Below are 15,640 nucleotides of genomic sequence, written 5' to 3' on the forward strand. Positions count from 1 at the left end.
CGGTAGCAGCACCGTCACCAGGCGATGAGCTCGGCGAGTCGGCGGGCCCCGCTTTCGTCCGCTTGGCCCGTGGTGGATAGTGGAGGCAGGAACCTCTGCCGCTCGAGCGAATGAGTGCCCAGGTCCCGGGGGTTCAGCAGAGAGCACCGGGGCCGCTCCTACCAGCCCCTACGGCGTACGGCGCACCGGCTTGGCCACGAGCAGGAGGCCGGCCATGGACACGGCAGCGCCGGCAGTCACCAGGGCGGCCATCGGTACGGCGGTGTGCTCGCCGCCCAGCCCGGCGATCGGCGCGATCGTCCCGGCCGCGACCCACTGGACGAATCCCAGGACGGCGGACCCGGTACCGGGGTGATCCCGTACGGCGGCAGAAGCCAGTGCGCCGCCGTTGGGGATCATCAGCCCCTGCGCGGTCATCAGGACGAAGAAGCACGCCAGCGCCAGAACCAGCGGCGTGCCGAACCACAGGGCGCCGACCAGCAACGCGAGACCTGCGGCCAACGCAGCGAGCTGGCCGACCAGGATGAGCTTGCGGGTGGAGACTCGTCCAGCGAGCCGCGCCGCGATCAGCGCGGCGACGGTCATCCCGGCGGCGTTGGCGGCGAAGTCGACGGAGTACGCGATCGGCGAGAGCCCGTTCATGGACTGCAGCACGAACGCGGACGTGGCGACGTACGCGAACAGCGCGCCCATCGCGGCACCGGCGACCACCAGGTAGCCGACGTACTCGCGGTTGGCCAGGACGATGCGCCCGGCGGCGAGGAAATTGCCCAGTCCACCGGCGTGACGGCGCTCGGGCGGGAGCGACTCCGGGACCGCGACCAGGACCGCCGACGTCATCGCCAGACCCAGTACTGCGACGAGCCAGAACGAGACGCGCCAGTGCGACAGCTGCAGGATGAGTCCGCCGAGCAGCGGACCGACGATGGGAGCGATGCCGCCGACCGCGGCGATGACGTTCAGAACCCGCACCAGCCGTACGCCGGTCGCCAGGTCGACGATGATCGCCCGGCCGGTCACCATCGCCCAGCCGCCGGCGAAACCTTGGACGAGCCGCGCCACCGTCATGACCGCGATGCTCGGCGCGAGCGCGCAGACGACCGAGGCCGCGGTCATGGCCAGCAGCGCCGCGAGCAGCGGCCCCCGCCGGCCGCGTTGGTCCGAGACCGGCCCACCGACGAGTTGGCCGAGCGCCATACCGACGAAGAACGTCGTCAAGGTCAGCTGGACCTGCGTGGCAGTGCTGGACAGGTCACCCGCGACCTGCGGGAAGGCCGGGACGTACATGTCGGTGGCCAGCGGCGCGATCGCGGTCAAGAACACCACGGTCGCGATCAGCCCGGCCGTCAACTGTGCTTTCAGCACCGGCCTGGCGTCCTCCGACGGAGCCTGTTGCATGTTGTCTCTTCCGTTCGGTGTCAGCGCTGGAGCTGGACCGTGATCGAGCCGTCCATGGCCGCGATGCGCTCGGCGGCGTCGTCGCGCAGGCGGCCCAGGACGACGATGCCGTCGTAGTAGGACTGGTCGCCGTAGTAGAGGACGAGATCGTTGCCCGGGGCGTAGTAGCCGACATCGCCGACCGCGGGGTCGGCGCCGGCCGGCTGACCGTCCAGGGACAGCGGTGACGGCAGGCGACCTGTCTTCTCCACCCCTCCGTGGTCACTCATCCGGACAGTGAGCGGCAGAAGGGCAGCCAGATCGCGACTGGCGGCGCTCTCGTCGAGCGTGGCCTGGAAGTGCTCGTCGCCGATCGTGATCCGAAGTCTCATCCCGTTCTCCTCGCTGCTGGTCGGTGTCGTGGGTCGAGCGGTGTCGCTGCTGGTCGGCGTTGCCACTCGAGCGGTGTCCCCGGGTGTGGCATCGGCGCCGCAGGCAACCAGCGTCGACCCGATGGCCAACGCCACCACCGCGACCGCGGTCCGACGAAAGTCCCTCATCGCTCCCTTTCGTGGCAGGCCTTCATCAGACGGTGAGCAGGACCTTCGTGGCGGTCCGCTGGTCCATCGCCCGGTAGCCCTCGGCGGCCCGGTCCAGCGGCAGGGTCAGGTCGAAGACCTTGCCGGGGTTGATCTTTCGGTCCCAGATGAGCTGGATCAGGTGAGGCAGGTACTGCCGGACCGGTGCGGGCCCGCCGTGGAGGTGGACGCCGGCCATGAACAGCTCGTCACCGGGGATCGCGACCTCGTGGGAGACACCGACGAAGCCGACGTGGCCGCCGGCCCGGGTGGAGTGGATGGCCTGCATCATCGCCTCCTGCGTACCGACCGCCTCGATCACCGAGTGGGCTCCGAGCCCGCCGGTGAGCTCCTTCACGCGGGCAACACCTTCCTCGCCGCGTTCCTCGACGATGTCGGTGGCGCCGAACTCCCGGGCCAGGGCCTGGCGATCGGCGTGGCGGCTGAACGCGATGATCCGCTCGGCGCCCAGCTGCTGGGCGGCCAGGATGCCCAACAGGCCGACAGCGCCGTCACCGACCACCGCGACCGTCTTCCCCGGACCGGCCTGGGCAGCGACAGCGGCGAACCAGCCCGTGCCCAGTACGTCGGAAGCCGCCATCAGCGACGGGATCAGGTCGGCGTCGGGCATCCCCGCGGTGGCGACGAGCGTGCCGTCGGCCAACGGGATGCGGGCCCGCTCGGACTGGGTGCCGATGGTTCCCATCAGCACCCGGTGCACGCAGTACGCCTGGTAACCGGCCTGGCAAATCTCACAGGTGTTGTCGGAGGCCCAGAACGAGCCCACCACGAAGTCGCCCACCTTGACGGTGCGGACCTCGTCGCCGACCTCCTCCACGACGCCGACGTACTCGTGCCCCATCACCTGGTGGTCGACGGGCTCGGCCCCGCGGTACGGCCACAGGTCGCTGCCGCAGATGCAGGTCGCCGACAGGCGGATGATCGCGTCGGTCGGGGCGAGGATCTTCGGGTCCTCGCGGTCCTCGACCTGAACGTTGCCGGGGGCATGCATCACTACCTGGCGCATCGCGTGCTTCTCCTTCGTCATCGAGAACCCCCACGAACGGGGGCACCTTCCCAGTGAACGCGCCGGCCGGGCGGGGAGGAAGTCACCGTCGATGGGTGTACTGACAGGGCACCCCTCTCACGGCGGTCGACGGGTTACTGTCGGAGTCGTGGACAACCGTTCGGAGGTACGCGAGTTCCTCACCACCCGCCGCGCCCGGATCACGCCGGAACAGGCCGGCCTGCCGACCACCGGCACCCGCCGGGTCCCCGGCCTGCGCCGCAGCGAGGTCGCGACCATCGCCGGCCTGAGCGTCGAGTACTACGCCCGCCTGGAGCGGGGCCAGATCGCCGGCGCTTCGACCGGCGTACTGGACGCTCTCGCGCGAGCGCTGCAACTGGACGAGACCGAACGCGCTCACCTGTTCGACCTCGCCCGGGCAGCCGACGGCATCCCGACCTCGGGACGCTCACGCCGTCGTACGCCGGGCAAGGCCGCGTCGCGGCTCAGCCTGCAGTGGGCGCTGGACGCGATCACGGACGCCGTCGCGTTCGTCCGCGACCCGCACCAGAACCTGCTCGCGACGAACTCGCTCGGCCGCGCCTTCTACTCCCCCGTCATCGGCGACAGCGGGCGCACGCCGAACCTGGCCCGGTTCCAGTTCCTCGATCCGGCCTCCCGGGACTTCTATCCCGACTGGGACCTGTTCGCGCAGATGTGCGTCGGCATCATGCGCGCCGAAGCCGGCCGCGACCCGCACGACCGCGGTCTCCAGGACCTCGTCGGCGAACTCTCCACCCGCAGCGAGACCTTCCGCCGCCTCTGGGCCGACCACAACGTCCGCACCCACGGCTCCGGCACCAAGCGCTTCAACCACCCCGTCGTCGGCGAGCTCACCCTCGCCTACGAAGAACTCGCGATCACCGCCGAGCCCGGACTGGTCCTCCTCGTCTACACCGCCGAACCCGGCTCCCCTTCCGCCGAACGACTCCACTTGCTCGCCTCCTGGGCAGCACCGGCTCAGGCGTCGGCGTGGGCCAGGGACGACGACAGCTCGCGGTAGGCATCGGTCTGAGCGTGGAGCAGGTCGGCCTTGTGGTCGGCTGTTTCGACGGCGTCCGCGCCGGCGACGAAGCGCAGCGGCGGCTCAGCCTGACCTGCGAGCTCGACCAGCGCGTCGGCGAGTTTGGCGGGGTCGCCGCCCTGTCGGCCGTCCATGCTGGTGAAGAACTCGATCGTCTGCTGGGAGCGCTCGGCGTAGTCGTCGATCGAGGTCGCCGGGTAGCTGGTCGACTCCGGCGTCAGTAGCTCGGTACGGAAGAACCCGGGCTCGACCAGCATGGTGCGGATACCGAACGGTGCGACCTCGGGCGCCAGCGACTCCATCCACCCCTCGACCGCGAACTTCGAGGCGGCGTACGCGGTCATGAACTCCCCGCCCGCCAGGCCGGCGGTCGACGAGATCGTCACCACCAGACCAGAGCGCTGCGCACGCAGTACCGGCAGCGCCGCGCGCGTGAGGTTGAGCGGGCCGAACAGGTTGGTCTCGACCTGGGCCCGGAAGTCCTCGGGGCTGATCTCCTCGAAGAACCCGGCGTAGTAGTTCCCGGCGTTGTTCACCAGTACGTCGATCCGCCCGAACCGGTCGACCGCGGCCCGAACGGCCGACTCTGCGGCTGCCGGATCGGTGACGTCGAGGCCGAGAACCTGGAGATCTTCGTGGGCGCCGACCGCCGCCGAGACCCGCTCGGCGTTGCGGCCGGTGGCGACGACGGCGTGCCCGGCCGCCAGGGCGGCCTTGGCGAGGTCGACTCCCAGACCCCGCCCGGCGCCGGTGATGAACCAAACCTTCTTGTCGGTCATGCGACTGTGCTCCTCTGTCTCGGACACCGCGGAACCGCGGTGCCGATGTCCAAAGCAACCACCCGGTCCGAGGCGGGAGGAGTCCCTGTCAAAGGGGTACTCAGAGGGACCCCCAAGCCCCCGGACACGCTCGTAGAGTGGAGGACATGGCAGCCGGAAACGATCGCGACCTCCGGACCGACATCCGGGAGTTCCTCATCACCCGGCGCGCCCGGATCAGCCCCGAACAGGCCGGCCTACCGATCTACGGCGGCGCCCGGCGACGCGTCTCGGGCCTGCGCCGGGAGGAAGTCGCCCTACTGGCCGGCATTTCGACCGAGTACTACACGCGCCTCGAGCGCGGCAACGCCACCGGGATGTCCGAGAGCGTCATCGCCGGGATCGCGCACGCGCTGCAGTTGGACGAGGCGGAACGGACGCATCTGCTCGCCCTGCTGCGCAGCGCCGGCACCACCCGCCGGCCACCGCTCCGCCGTCCAACTCCGCAGCGCGTCCGCCCAACCGTGCAACGCGTCGTGGACTCGATGGCCGGTACGCCGGCGTTCGTCCTCAACGGACGACTCGACGTCCTGACCGCCAACGCACTCGGCCACGCGCTGTTCGCACCGGTGTTCGCCGACCCGGCCCGGCCGGCGAACACCGCCCGGTTCGTGTTCCTCGACCCGCACGCCACCGGGTTCTTCCGCGCCTGGGACACCGTGGCCAACGACACCGTCGCCACCCTCCGCGCCGAGGCCGGCCGGGATCCGTACGACCGCCAACTGTCCGACCTGATCGGCGAGCTGTCCACCCGCAGCGACGCGTTCCGCGTCCGCTGGGCCGCGCACAACGTCCGCATCCACTCCACCGGCGTCAAGCTCCTCCACCACCCGGTCGTCGGAGACCTCGACCTGCCCTACGAATCCTTCCCCCTGGCAGCCGACGCGAGCCAGAGCCTCGTCACCTACACCGCCGACCCTGACTCCCCCTCGCAGGACGCCCTGAACTTGCTCGCCAGCTGGTCCGCGCCCGCCGTCGAGCAGGCCGCCCCGACGCCGGAGTAAGCGATCGGCGGTCGCAAGGCATCCGGCGTTGCACAAGTTTTGCACAGGTGCATCCGCGGCGGCCCGTTCGCCGGAAGAAGCGGTGAGAACGGCGGCAACGGTGCCGTCGTCCGGCCGAGAGGTTGTCCCATGCGCAAGATCTCACGACGTCTGACCGCCAGTGCCGTCGCGTTCGGAGTGCTGCTCACCAGCGCTGTCGCGACCACGACCCAGGCCGACGCGACCCAGCGGCTCGGAACCCGCAGCCTGGCCGCCGTACTGGCCTCGGACGGTGACACGTTCGACCGCAACTGGAAGGACTACGACGTACTGACCCAGGCGGTCGGCGCCGTGCTGGCGGCCAAGCCGAACAGCCCGGTCAAGGTGCTGGCCGACGGCAACACCGCGCTCACCGCGTTCCTGCCGAGCGACCGGGCCTTCCAGCTGCTGGCCAAGGACCTGACCGGCAAGTGGTACAGGTCGGAAAGCCAGCTCTTCGCCGGGCTGGCCGGGCTGCTGGGCGTCGACACCATCGAGGCCGTCCTGCTGTACCACGTCGTCCCCGGCGCCACGATCGACAGCCGTACGGCGCTCAAGTCCGACGGCGCCAGGCTGACCACGGCCCTGCCGGGAGGCACCGTGAAGGTGGACGTGCTGAGCAAGCGCTACCGCCTGATCCGGCTGATCGATGCCGACCGCAACGACACCGACCCGCTGGTGAACCCGTGGGCCCTCGACATCAACAAGGGCAACAAGCAGATCGCCCACGGCATCTGGCTGGTACTGCGTCCGCTCGACATCTGACCTGCACGGGATCGCCGTAGCCGTCGGGTGGGTACTGCCGAACCATGAAGCGACGATGGTTGTTCGCCGACCAGCTGGGACCTCACTTCGTGGACTCGACCGACCAGCCGGTGCTGCTGATCGAGTCGAAGGCGGTGTTCGCCCGGCGGCGGTTCCATCGTCAGAAGGCTCACCTGGTGCTGTCCGCCTTGAGGCACCGCGCGGCCGAGCTCGGCGACCGCGCCCAGTTCGAGCGAGCGGGGACCTACCGGGAGGCGCTCGACCGGGTCAGCGGTGAGCTCAGCGTCTGCCAACCCACGTCGTACGCCGCTGATCGGTTCGTCCGTGGTCTCGAGCGGGTCGAGGTCCTCGCGGCCCGGGGTTTCACCCCCAGCCGCGGGGACTTCGAGGACTGGGCCGGCCGGCGTGGTGCGAAGCGGTTGCTGATGGAGGACTTCTACCGCGAGGCCCGGGTTCGGCTCGACGTCCTGATGGAGGGCAGGAACCCGGTCGGCGGCCGGTGGAACTTCGACCACGACAACCGCGAAGCGCCGCCGAAGCAGCCGACCCTGGACACCGCGGAGCCGTGGTGGCCGACCGAGGACGAGATCGACGAGGAGGTCCGGGCCGATCTGAACCGCTGGGAGCGCGACGGCGACGTCCGCTTCGTCGGCGCCGACGGTCCCCGTCGCTTCGCCGTGACCCGGCGGGAGGCGTTGCACGTCCTGCGCGACTTCGTCGGGAATCGCCTGCCGGGGTTCGGGCCGCACGAGGACGCGATGCTCGCCGCGGACGACTGGATGGCACACTCGTTGCTGTCGGCACCTTTCAACCTCGGCCTGCTCGATCCGCTCGAAGCGGTCGAGCGGGCTGAGGACGCCTATCGCTCCGGCGCAGCGCCCCTGGCTTCGGTCGAGGGGTTCGTCCGCCAATTGATCGGCTGGCGCGACTACATGTGGCACCTGTACTGGCACTTCGGACACGACTACCGGCACCGCAACAAGCTCCTCGCCCGCCGGCGACTCCCCGACTGGTTCACCGAACTCGATGCCGACGGCACGGTCCAGGCGCGCTGCCTGTCCGAGGTCCTGCGCGGTGTCCGCGAGCACGGCTGGGTGCACCACATCCCCCGGCTCATGGTCCTCGGCAACTACGCCCTGCAGCGCGGCTGGAGCCCGCAGGAGCTGACGGACTGGTTCCACCGCTCCTTCGTCGACGGCTACGACTGGGTGATGGTCGCCAACGTCGTCGGCATGTCCCAGTACGCCGACGGCGGCCTGCTCGCGACCAAGCCGTACGCCGCCGGCGGCGCCTACATCAACAAGATGAGCGACTTCTGCGGCGACTGCCGCTACAACCCCCGCCTCCGCGTCGGCCCCGACGCCTGTCCGTTCACCGCGGGCTACTGGTGGTTCCTCGACCGCAACGCCGACCGTCTCCAGGGCAACCAGCGCATCGCCCGCCAACTGACGGCGCGGACCCGCCTGGACGACCTGCCGGAGCTCGTGCAGCAGGAGGAGGCGCGCGGAAACAGCATCCCGTGACGGATGTGCGCGGTCCTGAGGGCCGGTCGAGAAAGTGCTCGTCGTCGGGCGTGGTTCGGGCGTACGCTCGTGGGCGATCAAATCCTGCCGCAGGGGGGACGACGATGAGCCAGCCGGCAACCCAGGCCGACTATCCCGACGAGATCGATGCCGCCGTACTGAAGATCGCCGGGGTGGTGGTGCTCGGCGCCATCATGTCGATCCTCGACATCACGGTGGTCAACGTCGCGCTGCCGACGTTCCAGGACGAGTTCGGTACGGCGGACGGGCCGATCGCGTACTCGCACGTCGCCTGGACGGTGACGGCGTACACGCTCGCGCTCGCGACCGTCATCCCGCTGACCGGGTGGGCGGCGGACCGGTTCGGCACCAAGCGGCTGTACATGACCGCGATCCTGCTGTTCACGGCCGGCTCCGCGTTGTGCGCCACCGCCTCGAGCATCGACATGCTGATCGGCTTCCGGGTCCTGCAGGGACTCGGCGGCGGCATGCTGATGCCGCTCGGCATGACGATCATGACCCAGGCCGCCGGACCCCGCCGGATGGGACGGCTGATGGCCATCCTCGGCGTACCGATGCTGCTCGGCCCGATCCTGGGGCCGATCCTCGGCGGCTGGCTGATCCAGGTGGCGAGCTGGCACTGGATCTTCCTGATCAACGTGCCGCTCGGCGTGGCCGCGCTGGTCTACGCCTGGTTCGCGCTTCCCGCGGACCGGTCGCAGCGGTCCGCGTCCCTGGACCTGCTCGGCCTGGCGCTGATGTCCCCCGGGCTCGCGTTGTTCTTGTTCGGCGTCTCGTCGCTGCCCGCCGAGGGCGGTGACTTCGGCGCTCCCCGGGTGTGGGTTTCGGTGCTGGCCGGGGTGCTGCTGATGGGAGCGTTCGTCTGGCACAGCTTCCGGCCGGAGCACCCGCTGCTGGACCTGCGGCTGTTCCGCGACCGCAACCTCACGGTCTCGATCGTCACGATGTTCCTGTTCGCGGCGGCGTTCTTCGGCGGGTTGCTGCTGGTCCCGACGTACTTCCAGCAGATCCGCGGCGAGTCGACGCTGCACGCCGGGCTCCTGGTGGCGCCGCAGGGCCTGGGCGCGATGGTCACGATGCCGATCGCCGGGCGGCTGGTCGACAAGATCCCGGTCGGCCGGATCGTGCCGTTCGGGATCGGGCTGATCGTGATCGGCATGTTCGGCCTGACCCAGGTCACCGCGACCACGCCGTACCCGTGGCTGATCGCCATGCTGGTCGTGATGGGCTTCGGGATGGGCGGCACGATGATGCCGCTGTTCACGACGGCGCTGAGGACCCTGTCGGGTTCCCAGGTCGCGCGCGGCTCGACGCTGCTCAACATCACCCAGCAGATCGCGTCGTCGTGCGGCGTCGCGACGATGTCGGTGATCCTCACCAACCAGCTCAACAACTCTCCGATCATCCCCGGCACCCAGCAGATCCCCGGCGCCGGCGAGGGCCTGCGCGAAACCCAGGCCGCCATCCTGTCCAACACCCGCCCGGAGAACCTGGCCCCGCTGCATCTGGACCCGGCGGCAATCGCCCGCGGACTGGTCGACGCCGCCACGTCGTTCTCCCACACCTACTGGGTCGCCTGGTCCCTGGTCCTTCTCACCCTGGTGCCGGCCCTGATGCTCCCCCGCAAGCAGCAGGAGCACCCGGCCGTCCACAAGGAAGACCTCCCACCGGCAGCCATCCCCTGATCAGGCCGGAAAGTAGTGCCCGTTGTCCAGGTCGGCGAGCAGGCCGGGCTGAGCAGGCTCCCAGCCGAGGTCCCGACGGGTGATGAGGTTGGACGCCGGGTAGCTCTGGGTCACGATGTTCGCCAGAAACCCGAAGTATCCCGGCACCATCAGTTCGTCCGCGGGAACGCTCACGACGGGCAGGCCCAGCCGGCTGCCGATCGCCTCGGCGATCTCGCGGAGCGGGATCGCGCCGTCGGCCACCGCATGCCAGTACCTGCCCGCCGGACCCTTCTCCAGCGCCAACCGGAACAAGGCGGCGACGTCGCGGGCATGGACGGCGTTCCACAGGTTCGCGCCGTCGCCCGGGTAACCGACGAAGCCCTTCTGCTGGGCGATGGCGATCAGCTGCAGGAGAAAGCCGGCCCGGTCGGTCGTGCTGTGCGCGATGTTGGCGATCCGTACGACGGAAGACCGCACTCCCCGCTCGGCGAGACCGATGACGGCGGTTTCCACGATGTTGCGAGTCCGCAGGGTGCCCTGGTGCTCGTCGCCGACGGGAAGGGCCGGGTCGTCCTCGGTGACCGGCCGGCCCAGTTGCCCGGGAGAGCCGATGCTCCCTGCCGTGACCAGCGGCTTTCCGGTGCCCGCGAGCGCCTCGCCGTACGCGTGCATGATCGGGAGCTCCGCGGCAGCCACGGCGTCGATCCCGCCGGTCAGCAGCAGGTCCTGCCGGTGCGCGACGTGGATGACGCCGTCGGAGTCCGAGGCCGCCTCTTGGAGTCCGTCGAAATCCTCGAGGTCGCCGCGACGCACCTTCGCGCCGAGCGCCGACACCGTTGCCGCGGCCGTGTCCGACCGGGCCAGGCCGGTGACCTCGTGCCCGGCGGCGACGAGCTCGGGAATGATGTACGAACCGGAATGGCCGGTCCCGCCGGTGACGAAAACGCGCACGCTGCTGCTCCTGGTGAATGATTCGGTGGAAGAAATTGCGCTCAGCTGAGAATGCTGACGCCGAGAGCGACGTCGAAGGTGCCCGCGCCGTTGCGCGCCAGGCCCATCAGCAGCGGCCCCACGCCCTCGAGCCAGCGGGCCATCTTCAGGTCGCCGACGTCGAGCGGACGCAGTCCGAGGCTCTCGACGAACGCCGACACGGCGGCCTTCGCCTGCGGGTCGTCGCCGGCGACGAACACGTCCAGCGGGCGCCCCAGGGCCAGGACGTGGCCGAAGACGGTGTTGAACGCCTTGACGACCTCCGCGCTGCCCGGGAGGGCCTTCGCGATTTCCTGTGCTCCGGACGTGCCAGGAGGCGTGACCAGCTCGGTGGCGTCGGCGTTGAAGGTGTTGGAGATGTCGATGACCACCTTGCCGGCCAGCGCCTCGCCGTACTCGCTGATCACCGCCGCCGCACCGGCGTACGGGACGGCGAGGATGACCAGGTCGCCGGTGGGAACGGTGCCGAAGGTCCCGGCCGTGGCGCCGCCGCCGAGCGTGGTGGCCAGTTCCTTGGTCTTGGCCTGGTCGCGGCCGACGACCTCGACCTCGTTGCCTCCGGCAAGTGCTCGTCCGGCAAGGGCCCGAGCCATGTTCCCCAGGCCGATGATGCTGACGCTACTCATGAATTCTCCTGCTTTCTTCACCGAAAAGAACGGCATTTCTCCTGCATTTCCCAACCCCCGAAACGATGTCATTGGCCGGAACTGACTGTCCAAGACTTGTTTCGACCGTGGTGATACCGTCAAGGCATCACCAGACCGGGAGGTTCCATGGATCTGGACCTGCGCAAACTGCGCTACTTCCGCGCCGTCGCCGAGGGCCTGCACTTCGGCCGCGCCGCCGAGGAGCTGCACATCGCGCAGCCGGCGCTCAGCCGCCAGATCCGCGCACTGGAGAAGGACCTCGGCGCCGCGCTGTTCACCAGGAACCGCCACGGCGTGGTCCTGACCGACGCCGGTCGGCAGCTGCTGACCGACACCGGGCCGCTGCTCGCGTCCGCGGACGCGGTCCGCCGCCGGGTCGCCGTGGCCGCCCACGGAAGCCGACGACTGGCGGTCGGTTTCCGGACCGGCATCCCGGTCATTCCGGCGACCCAGGTCTTCGAGGCCCAACATCCGGACGTGGTCGTGGACGTGCAGCGGATCGAGTGGGACGACAGCGCGGCGATGCTGCTCGACGGCCGCATCGACGTCGCGTACGTACGGCTGCCCATCGACGAGACCGGCCTGCGCGTGATCCCGCTGTACACCGAGCCGCTTCTGGTGGTGCTTCCCACAGGCCACCGGCTGGCCGGCAAGGAGGAAGTCACCGAGGCCGACCTGACCGGCGAGCCTCTGGTCTGGCACGCCGACCCGAGCACGCAGCCCACCAGGCGCCCGCACCCCGACTCCGGGCTCCGGGCGCGCGGCGTGGAGGAGAAACTCGAGCACGTCGCAGCCGGCCGGGGCATCTCGTTCGTGGCCCGTTCGGAGACGGTGTTCTACTCACGCCCGGACATCAGCTACGTCCCCATCCCGGAGCTCGCGCCCGACCAGGTAGGTCTCGCGATGGCGGCGTCGCGCACCTCGCCACTGGCCGACGACTTCTTCGCCGCCGCGCAGGCAACGGCCGGCATCACCGCAGACTGCGGGAACTACGAGGCTTATCCGGACGGCCGCAGAGAGACGTAGCGCCGTCCGGATCTCATCGTTGGGCTGACGCCGGGATGGCGTTGTCGATCAGGACTTCGGCGATGGCGGCAGCAGTGGGGAACGATTCGCTGTTGAGGACCCGGGTGCGGGCCGAGGCGCCGTCGATGAGCAGCGCCAGCTGTTCACCGAGTTGCTCAGGGTTCGTGGCGCCGGCTTCGCGGGCGGTTTCGGTCAACCGCGCGGCGATGGCGACCTTGTAGTCGCGGGCGTACTGGGATGCCGGGTGCTCGGGGTCGTGGAGCTCGACGGCCGCCCCGATGTAGGGGCACAGGGGCATCGACGCCGGGATCTCGAAGGCCGCGAGAAGGCGTTCGCGCGGCGTGAGGTCGGTGCGGTCGAACACTCCGGGCATGATCTCGGGGTCGAACCGGCGCAGGTACTCGGCGACCAGTTCGTCCTTGCTCGGAAAATGCTGGTACGCCGTGCGCTTGGACACCTGAGCCACCGCGCACAGCTGGTCCATGCCGGTGCGGTTGATGCCCTGCTCACGGAACAGCTGCTGTGACGCGCTGAGGATGCGCTCGCGCGCACCCCGGCCGCGCCGCCGGCCCAGGGGCCCCTTCTCCGACTCCGTCATGTCTCCAGCATACGCCGCGCGGTACCGATCGGTGTACTTAGCTTGCACTCCTGCCCGCCGCCGGGATACGTTACGTACACAAATCGGTGTACATAGCACCGCAACCCCCAACAACGGAGTGATCGTGGGAAAGCTCGATGGCAAGGTCGCAGTGATCACCGGCGGTTCCACCGGCATGGCACTGGCCGGCGCCAAACTGTTCGTCGAGGAAGGAGCGCACGTCTTCATCCAGGCCCGGCGGCAGGAAGCCCTGGACGACGCCGTCAAGGTGATCGGCCGCAACGTCACCGCCGTCCAGGGCGACGCGGCCGACCTGGACGATCTCGACCGCTTGTACGACGCCGTCAAGCGGGAGAAGGGCTCGATCGACGTCCTGTGGGCCAGCGCCGGGATGGGCGAACCGGGGCCTCTCGGCGAGATCACCCCGGAACAGTTCGAACGCGCCTTCTCGCTCAACGCACGCGGCACGTTGTTCACCGTGCAGAAGGCATTGCCACTGATGAACGACAACGGCTCGATCCTGATGACCGGATCCAACGCCTCCCTCGGCGCCTTCCCCGGCTGGAGCCTGTACGCCGGAAGCAAGGCCGTCCAGCAGGCGTGGGCCCGCGTCTGGCTCAACGAGCTGCGCGACCGCAAGATCCGGGTAAACGTCCTGACCCCCGGCCAGGTCGCCACGGCCAAGCAGGAAGAGCTGTTCGACGAGGCGACCAAGGCCGCCTTCGAGTCGCTCATCCCCCGCGGACAGATGGGCCGGCCCGAGGAGATCGCCACCATCGCCCTGTTCCTCGCCTCGGACGACTCCAGCTACGTCAACGGCCTGGAACTGGTCGCCGACGGCGGCACCACCGCCATCTGACCCCCACCAGGAAGAGAGCACATCTCATGAGCAGCATCACCCTCATCGGCACGGGAAACATGGCCCGGACCATCAGCACGCTCGCGGTGGCGGGCGGCAACACCGTCGAGGTCATGGGACGCGATCAGCCCAAGGCCGACGACGTCAACGAGTTCACCGACTGAGTCCGTCGAAGCGGAGGATGGCGTTGACAAGTTCCTCGGGGTTCTCCTCGGCGATCCAGTGACCGGAGCCCGAAATGCCAACGACCGTTGGATTCTCGGCGAGCTCACGCCCGATCTCCTCGGCACCTTTCGCATGAGCGAGGCTGGCCATCCCGTACATCCCCAGGACGGACATGGCCAGCTTCCCGTCCGCCTGCAACGCAGCGCGGATGTCTCGAGCATCCTGCTCGAACGCGCGATACAGCTCGAAGCCCGCCCGCAGCGCTCCCGCCTGCTCGTACGCCGTGAAGTACGACGCGGAATCGACAGCGGTCGGCCTGGCCGCGTGCCGATCGAAGAAGTACTGCAAGTACAGCCTCTCCCGCCCCGCGACGAGCATCTCCGGCAGGTCGAGCTGGTTGTGGAACGAGAAGTGCCACTCGGTGGGTGACGACTTCATCCGATCGAACCACGCGGTGCCCGGTTGGGACGCCTCACCGAAACCCAGCGCCCGCGTGTGGTCGCGATAGCGGAACGCGTACGCCGTCGCGACCATCGATCCGATGTCGTGCCCGAGCACGAAGGCCGGGCCGTCCAGTCCGAGGTGGTCGTGCAGCAGGAGATGGATGTCCTCGGCCATCTCCCACTTCGTGTAGCCGCCGCGCGGCAGCGTCACCTCGCCCCGAAGATCGCCCGGCCGACCCGGCGAAAGGCTCGGGCGCGACGAGTGGCCGGCGCCGCGGTAGTCCGGGGCGATGACGCGGTACCCGGCACGCGCCAGCGGCTCCAGCACATGGCGCCATTGCCACGCGGTCTGAGGGAACCCGTGCAGGAGCACGAGCGTGTTCGATCCTTGTCCGGCGTCGTAGTAGTGCATCCGTACGCCCGTGTCCAAGTAGGCAGTGCCCGTGAGCTTGCTGAGCGCCATGCGCAACCTTCCCGTCGTCAGCCGTTCCGGACGACCGATGGTAGTTGTGAGGCCTGGGAGCGGATGGTTCCGCTTCGGCCTCGAAGCCCGCGACAGCGTCCTCGTTCCCGACGGGATCAGCCCGGAGGACGCCGAAACCGTCGTCGTCAACGGCGTCACCGCGTGGCAGATGCTGCACCGCGCCGCTCAGGTGAAACCAGGTCAGACGGTGCTGATCTTCGGCGCGAACGGCGGCGTCGGCGGAATCCTCATCCAGCTCGCCCAGCTCCACGGCGTCACGGTCATCGGCGCCGCGTCCCCGCGCCACCACGACGCCCTCCGGGCCGCCCGCGTCGTACCGGTCGACTACGCCGACCCGAACCTTCCCGCCGTCGTACGCCGGCACGCCGCCGCGGGCGTCGACGCGGTCTTCGACAACATCGCCGCCCGCTTCCCGCTCACCGAAGCGGCCGCCGCGCTGGAACTCGCCGAGTCTCGCACGCTGAACGGCAAGGTCATTCTCTTGCCCTAAGCAACCATATCGGCAGACGGGGGCGGCCAGATCAGCCACGGCACCGGGACGAACGGCGTCCACAACCGCGGCGGCGC

General features: G+C 69.5%; 17 protein-coding genes. 9 read left to right on the forward strand and 8 right to left on the reverse strand.

Annotated features, from left to right (window positions below):
- Positions 1 to 168: 168 nt before the first annotated feature.
- The 3 genes from ABD235_RS11185 to ABD235_RS11195 are packed head-to-tail and all read right to left on the reverse strand — an operon-like array spanning position 169 to position 2,982.
- Positions 169 to 1,398 carry a multidrug effflux MFS transporter gene (locus tag ABD235_RS11185; protein ID WP_344172798.1) on the reverse strand — a complete coding sequence of 410 codons (1,230 nt, stop codon included), beginning with the start codon at positions 1,396 to 1,398 and terminating at the stop codon, positions 169 to 171.
- 20 nt (positions 1,399 to 1,418) lie between these two features.
- On the reverse strand, positions 1,419 to 1,937 hold the full coding sequence (locus tag ABD235_RS11190) for a cyclophilin-like fold protein (protein WP_344172800.1): 519 nt from the start codon (positions 1,935 to 1,937) through the stop codon (positions 1,419 to 1,421).
- A gap of 25 nt (positions 1,938 to 1,962) precedes the next feature.
- Positions 1,963 to 2,982 (reverse strand): zinc-dependent alcohol dehydrogenase family protein, encoded by a 1,020-nt coding sequence (locus tag ABD235_RS11195; RefSeq protein WP_344173705.1) that lies wholly within the window; start codon positions 2,980 to 2,982, stop codon positions 1,963 to 1,965.
- A gap of 148 nt (positions 2,983 to 3,130) precedes the next feature.
- On the opposite strand from ABD235_RS11195, the gene ABD235_RS11200 reads away from it, so the two are divergent.
- The gene (locus ABD235_RS11200) at positions 3,131 to 4,024 is read left to right on the forward strand and encodes a helix-turn-helix transcriptional regulator (RefSeq protein ID WP_344172801.1); all 894 of its coding nucleotides are present in this window, start codon (positions 3,131 to 3,133) and stop codon (positions 4,022 to 4,024) included.
- Here the strand turns inward: ABD235_RS11200 and ABD235_RS11205 are convergent.
- Positions 3,982 to 4,824, reverse strand: a complete 843-nt coding sequence (locus tag ABD235_RS11205; protein ID WP_344172804.1) for an SDR family oxidoreductase — start codon at positions 4,822 to 4,824, stop codon at positions 3,982 to 3,984. The genes ABD235_RS11200 and ABD235_RS11205 overlap by 43 nt on opposite strands.
- A 146-nt stretch (positions 4,825 to 4,970) precedes the next feature.
- On the opposite strand from ABD235_RS11205, the gene ABD235_RS11210 reads away from it, so the two are divergent.
- From ABD235_RS11210 to ABD235_RS11225, 4 genes are all read left to right on the forward strand, one after another.
- Positions 4,971 to 5,867: a helix-turn-helix domain-containing protein gene (locus ABD235_RS11210; RefSeq protein ID WP_344172806.1), complete on the forward strand. Its 897-nt coding sequence runs from the start codon at positions 4,971 to 4,973 to the stop codon at positions 5,865 to 5,867.
- 129 nt (positions 5,868 to 5,996) lie between these two features.
- Positions 5,997 to 6,650 carry a fasciclin domain-containing protein gene (locus ABD235_RS11215; protein WP_344172808.1) on the forward strand — a complete coding sequence of 218 codons (654 nt, stop codon included), beginning with the start codon at positions 5,997 to 5,999 and terminating at the stop codon, positions 6,648 to 6,650.
- 44 nt (positions 6,651 to 6,694) lie between these two features.
- Complete coding sequence (locus ABD235_RS11220; RefSeq protein ID WP_344172810.1) at positions 6,695 to 8,173, forward strand: cryptochrome/photolyase family protein; 1,479 nt, start codon at positions 6,695 to 6,697, stop codon at positions 8,171 to 8,173.
- 104 nt (positions 8,174 to 8,277) lie between these two features.
- Positions 8,278 to 9,879, forward strand: coding sequence for a DHA2 family efflux MFS transporter permease subunit (locus ABD235_RS11225; RefSeq protein WP_344172812.1), 1,602 nt, complete (start codon positions 8,278 to 8,280; stop codon positions 9,877 to 9,879).
- On the opposite strand, the gene ABD235_RS11230 is transcribed toward ABD235_RS11225, so the two are convergent.
- Together ABD235_RS11230 and ABD235_RS11235 are read right to left on the reverse strand one after the other, a co-directional pair.
- A complete protein-coding gene (locus ABD235_RS11230; RefSeq protein WP_344172814.1) occupies positions 9,880 to 10,812 on the reverse strand; it encodes an SDR family oxidoreductase in 933 nt (310 codons plus the stop codon).
- Between the two features lie 41 nt (positions 10,813 to 10,853).
- A complete protein-coding gene (locus ABD235_RS11235; protein WP_344172816.1) occupies positions 10,854 to 11,477 on the reverse strand; it encodes an NADPH-dependent F420 reductase in 624 nt (207 codons plus the stop codon).
- A 147-nt stretch (positions 11,478 to 11,624) separates the two neighbouring features.
- Between ABD235_RS11235 and ABD235_RS11240 the strand changes: the two genes are divergently transcribed.
- A complete protein-coding gene (locus tag ABD235_RS11240; protein WP_344172818.1) occupies positions 11,625 to 12,524 on the forward strand; it encodes a LysR family transcriptional regulator in 900 nt (299 codons plus the stop codon).
- Positions 12,525 to 12,537: 13 nt separating this feature from the next.
- Here the strand turns inward: ABD235_RS11240 and ABD235_RS11245 are convergent, their stop codons facing one another.
- Entirely contained in the window at positions 12,538 to 13,122 is a 585-nt protein-coding gene (locus ABD235_RS11245) for a TetR/AcrR family transcriptional regulator (protein WP_344172820.1), read from the reverse strand.
- Between the two features lie 124 nt (positions 13,123 to 13,246).
- On the opposite strand from ABD235_RS11245, the gene ABD235_RS11250 reads away from it, so the two are divergent.
- Together ABD235_RS11250 and ABD235_RS11255 are read left to right on the forward strand one after the other, a co-directional pair.
- Positions 13,247 to 13,981: an SDR family NAD(P)-dependent oxidoreductase gene (locus ABD235_RS11250; protein ID WP_344172822.1), complete on the forward strand. Its 735-nt coding sequence runs from the start codon at positions 13,247 to 13,249 to the stop codon at positions 13,979 to 13,981.
- A 26-nt stretch (positions 13,982 to 14,007) separates the two neighbouring features.
- On the forward strand, positions 14,008 to 14,145 hold the full coding sequence (locus tag ABD235_RS11255; protein WP_344172824.1) for a hypothetical protein: 138 nt from the start codon (positions 14,008 to 14,010) through the stop codon (positions 14,143 to 14,145).
- Here the strand turns inward: ABD235_RS11255 and ABD235_RS11260 are convergent.
- The gene (locus ABD235_RS11260; protein ID WP_344172826.1) at positions 14,135 to 15,052 is read right to left on the reverse strand and encodes an alpha/beta fold hydrolase; all 918 of its coding nucleotides are present in this window, start codon (positions 15,050 to 15,052) and stop codon (positions 14,135 to 14,137) included. The two genes, ABD235_RS11255 and ABD235_RS11260, sit on opposite strands and share 11 nt — an antisense overlap.
- 46 nt (positions 15,053 to 15,098) lie before the next feature.
- On the opposite strand from ABD235_RS11260, the gene ABD235_RS11265 reads away from it, so the two are divergent.
- Complete coding sequence (locus ABD235_RS11265) at positions 15,099 to 15,563, forward strand: MDR/zinc-dependent alcohol dehydrogenase-like family protein (protein WP_344172828.1); 465 nt, start codon at positions 15,099 to 15,101, stop codon at positions 15,561 to 15,563.
- Positions 15,564 to 15,640: the final 77 nt, after the last annotated feature.

The sequence above is a fragment of the Kribbella lupini genome (assembly GCF_039529595.1).
Lineage (GTDB): Bacteria > Actinomycetota > Actinomycetes > Propionibacteriales > Kribbellaceae > Kribbella > Kribbella lupini.

Bases quoted from the DNA above. Each gene is read 5' to 3' on its own strand.
- ABD235_RS11240 (WP_344172818.1), top strand. From the start codon at position 11,625: ATGGATCTGGACCTGCGCAAACTGCGCTACTTCCGCGCCGTCGCCGAG.
- ABD235_RS11185 (WP_344172798.1), bottom strand. From the start codon at position 1,398: ATGCAACAGGCTCCGTCGGAGGACGCCAGGCCGGTGCTGAAAGCACAG.
- ABD235_RS11225 (WP_344172812.1), top strand. From the start codon at position 8,278: ATGAGCCAGCCGGCAACCCAGGCCGACTATCCCGACGAGATCGATGCC.
- ABD235_RS11260 (WP_344172826.1), bottom strand. From the start codon at position 15,052: ATGGCGCTCAGCAAGCTCACGGGCACTGCCTACTTGGACACGGGCGTA.
- ABD235_RS11210 (WP_344172806.1), top strand. From the start codon at position 4,971: ATGGCAGCCGGAAACGATCGCGACCTCCGGACCGACATCCGGGAGTTC.
- ABD235_RS11220 (WP_344172810.1), top strand. From the start codon at position 6,695: ATGAAGCGACGATGGTTGTTCGCCGACCAGCTGGGACCTCACTTCGTG.
- ABD235_RS11235 (WP_344172816.1), bottom strand. From the start codon at position 11,477: ATGAGTAGCGTCAGCATCATCGGCCTGGGGAACATGGCTCGGGCCCTT.
- ABD235_RS11255 (WP_344172824.1), top strand. From the start codon at position 14,008: ATGAGCAGCATCACCCTCATCGGCACGGGAAACATGGCCCGGACCATC.
- ABD235_RS11245 (WP_344172820.1), bottom strand. From the start codon at position 13,122: ATGACGGAGTCGGAGAAGGGGCCCCTGGGCCGGCGGCGCGGCCGGGGT.
- ABD235_RS11190 (WP_344172800.1), bottom strand. From the start codon at position 1,937: ATGAGGGACTTTCGTCGGACCGCGGTCGCGGTGGTGGCGTTGGCCATC.
- ABD235_RS11195 (WP_344173705.1), bottom strand. From the start codon at position 2,982: ATGCGCCAGGTAGTGATGCATGCCCCCGGCAACGTTCAGGTCGAGGAC.
- ABD235_RS11215 (WP_344172808.1), top strand. From the start codon at position 5,997: ATGCGCAAGATCTCACGACGTCTGACCGCCAGTGCCGTCGCGTTCGGA.
- ABD235_RS11205 (WP_344172804.1), bottom strand. From the start codon at position 4,824: ATGACCGACAAGAAGGTTTGGTTCATCACCGGCGCCGGGCGGGGTCTG.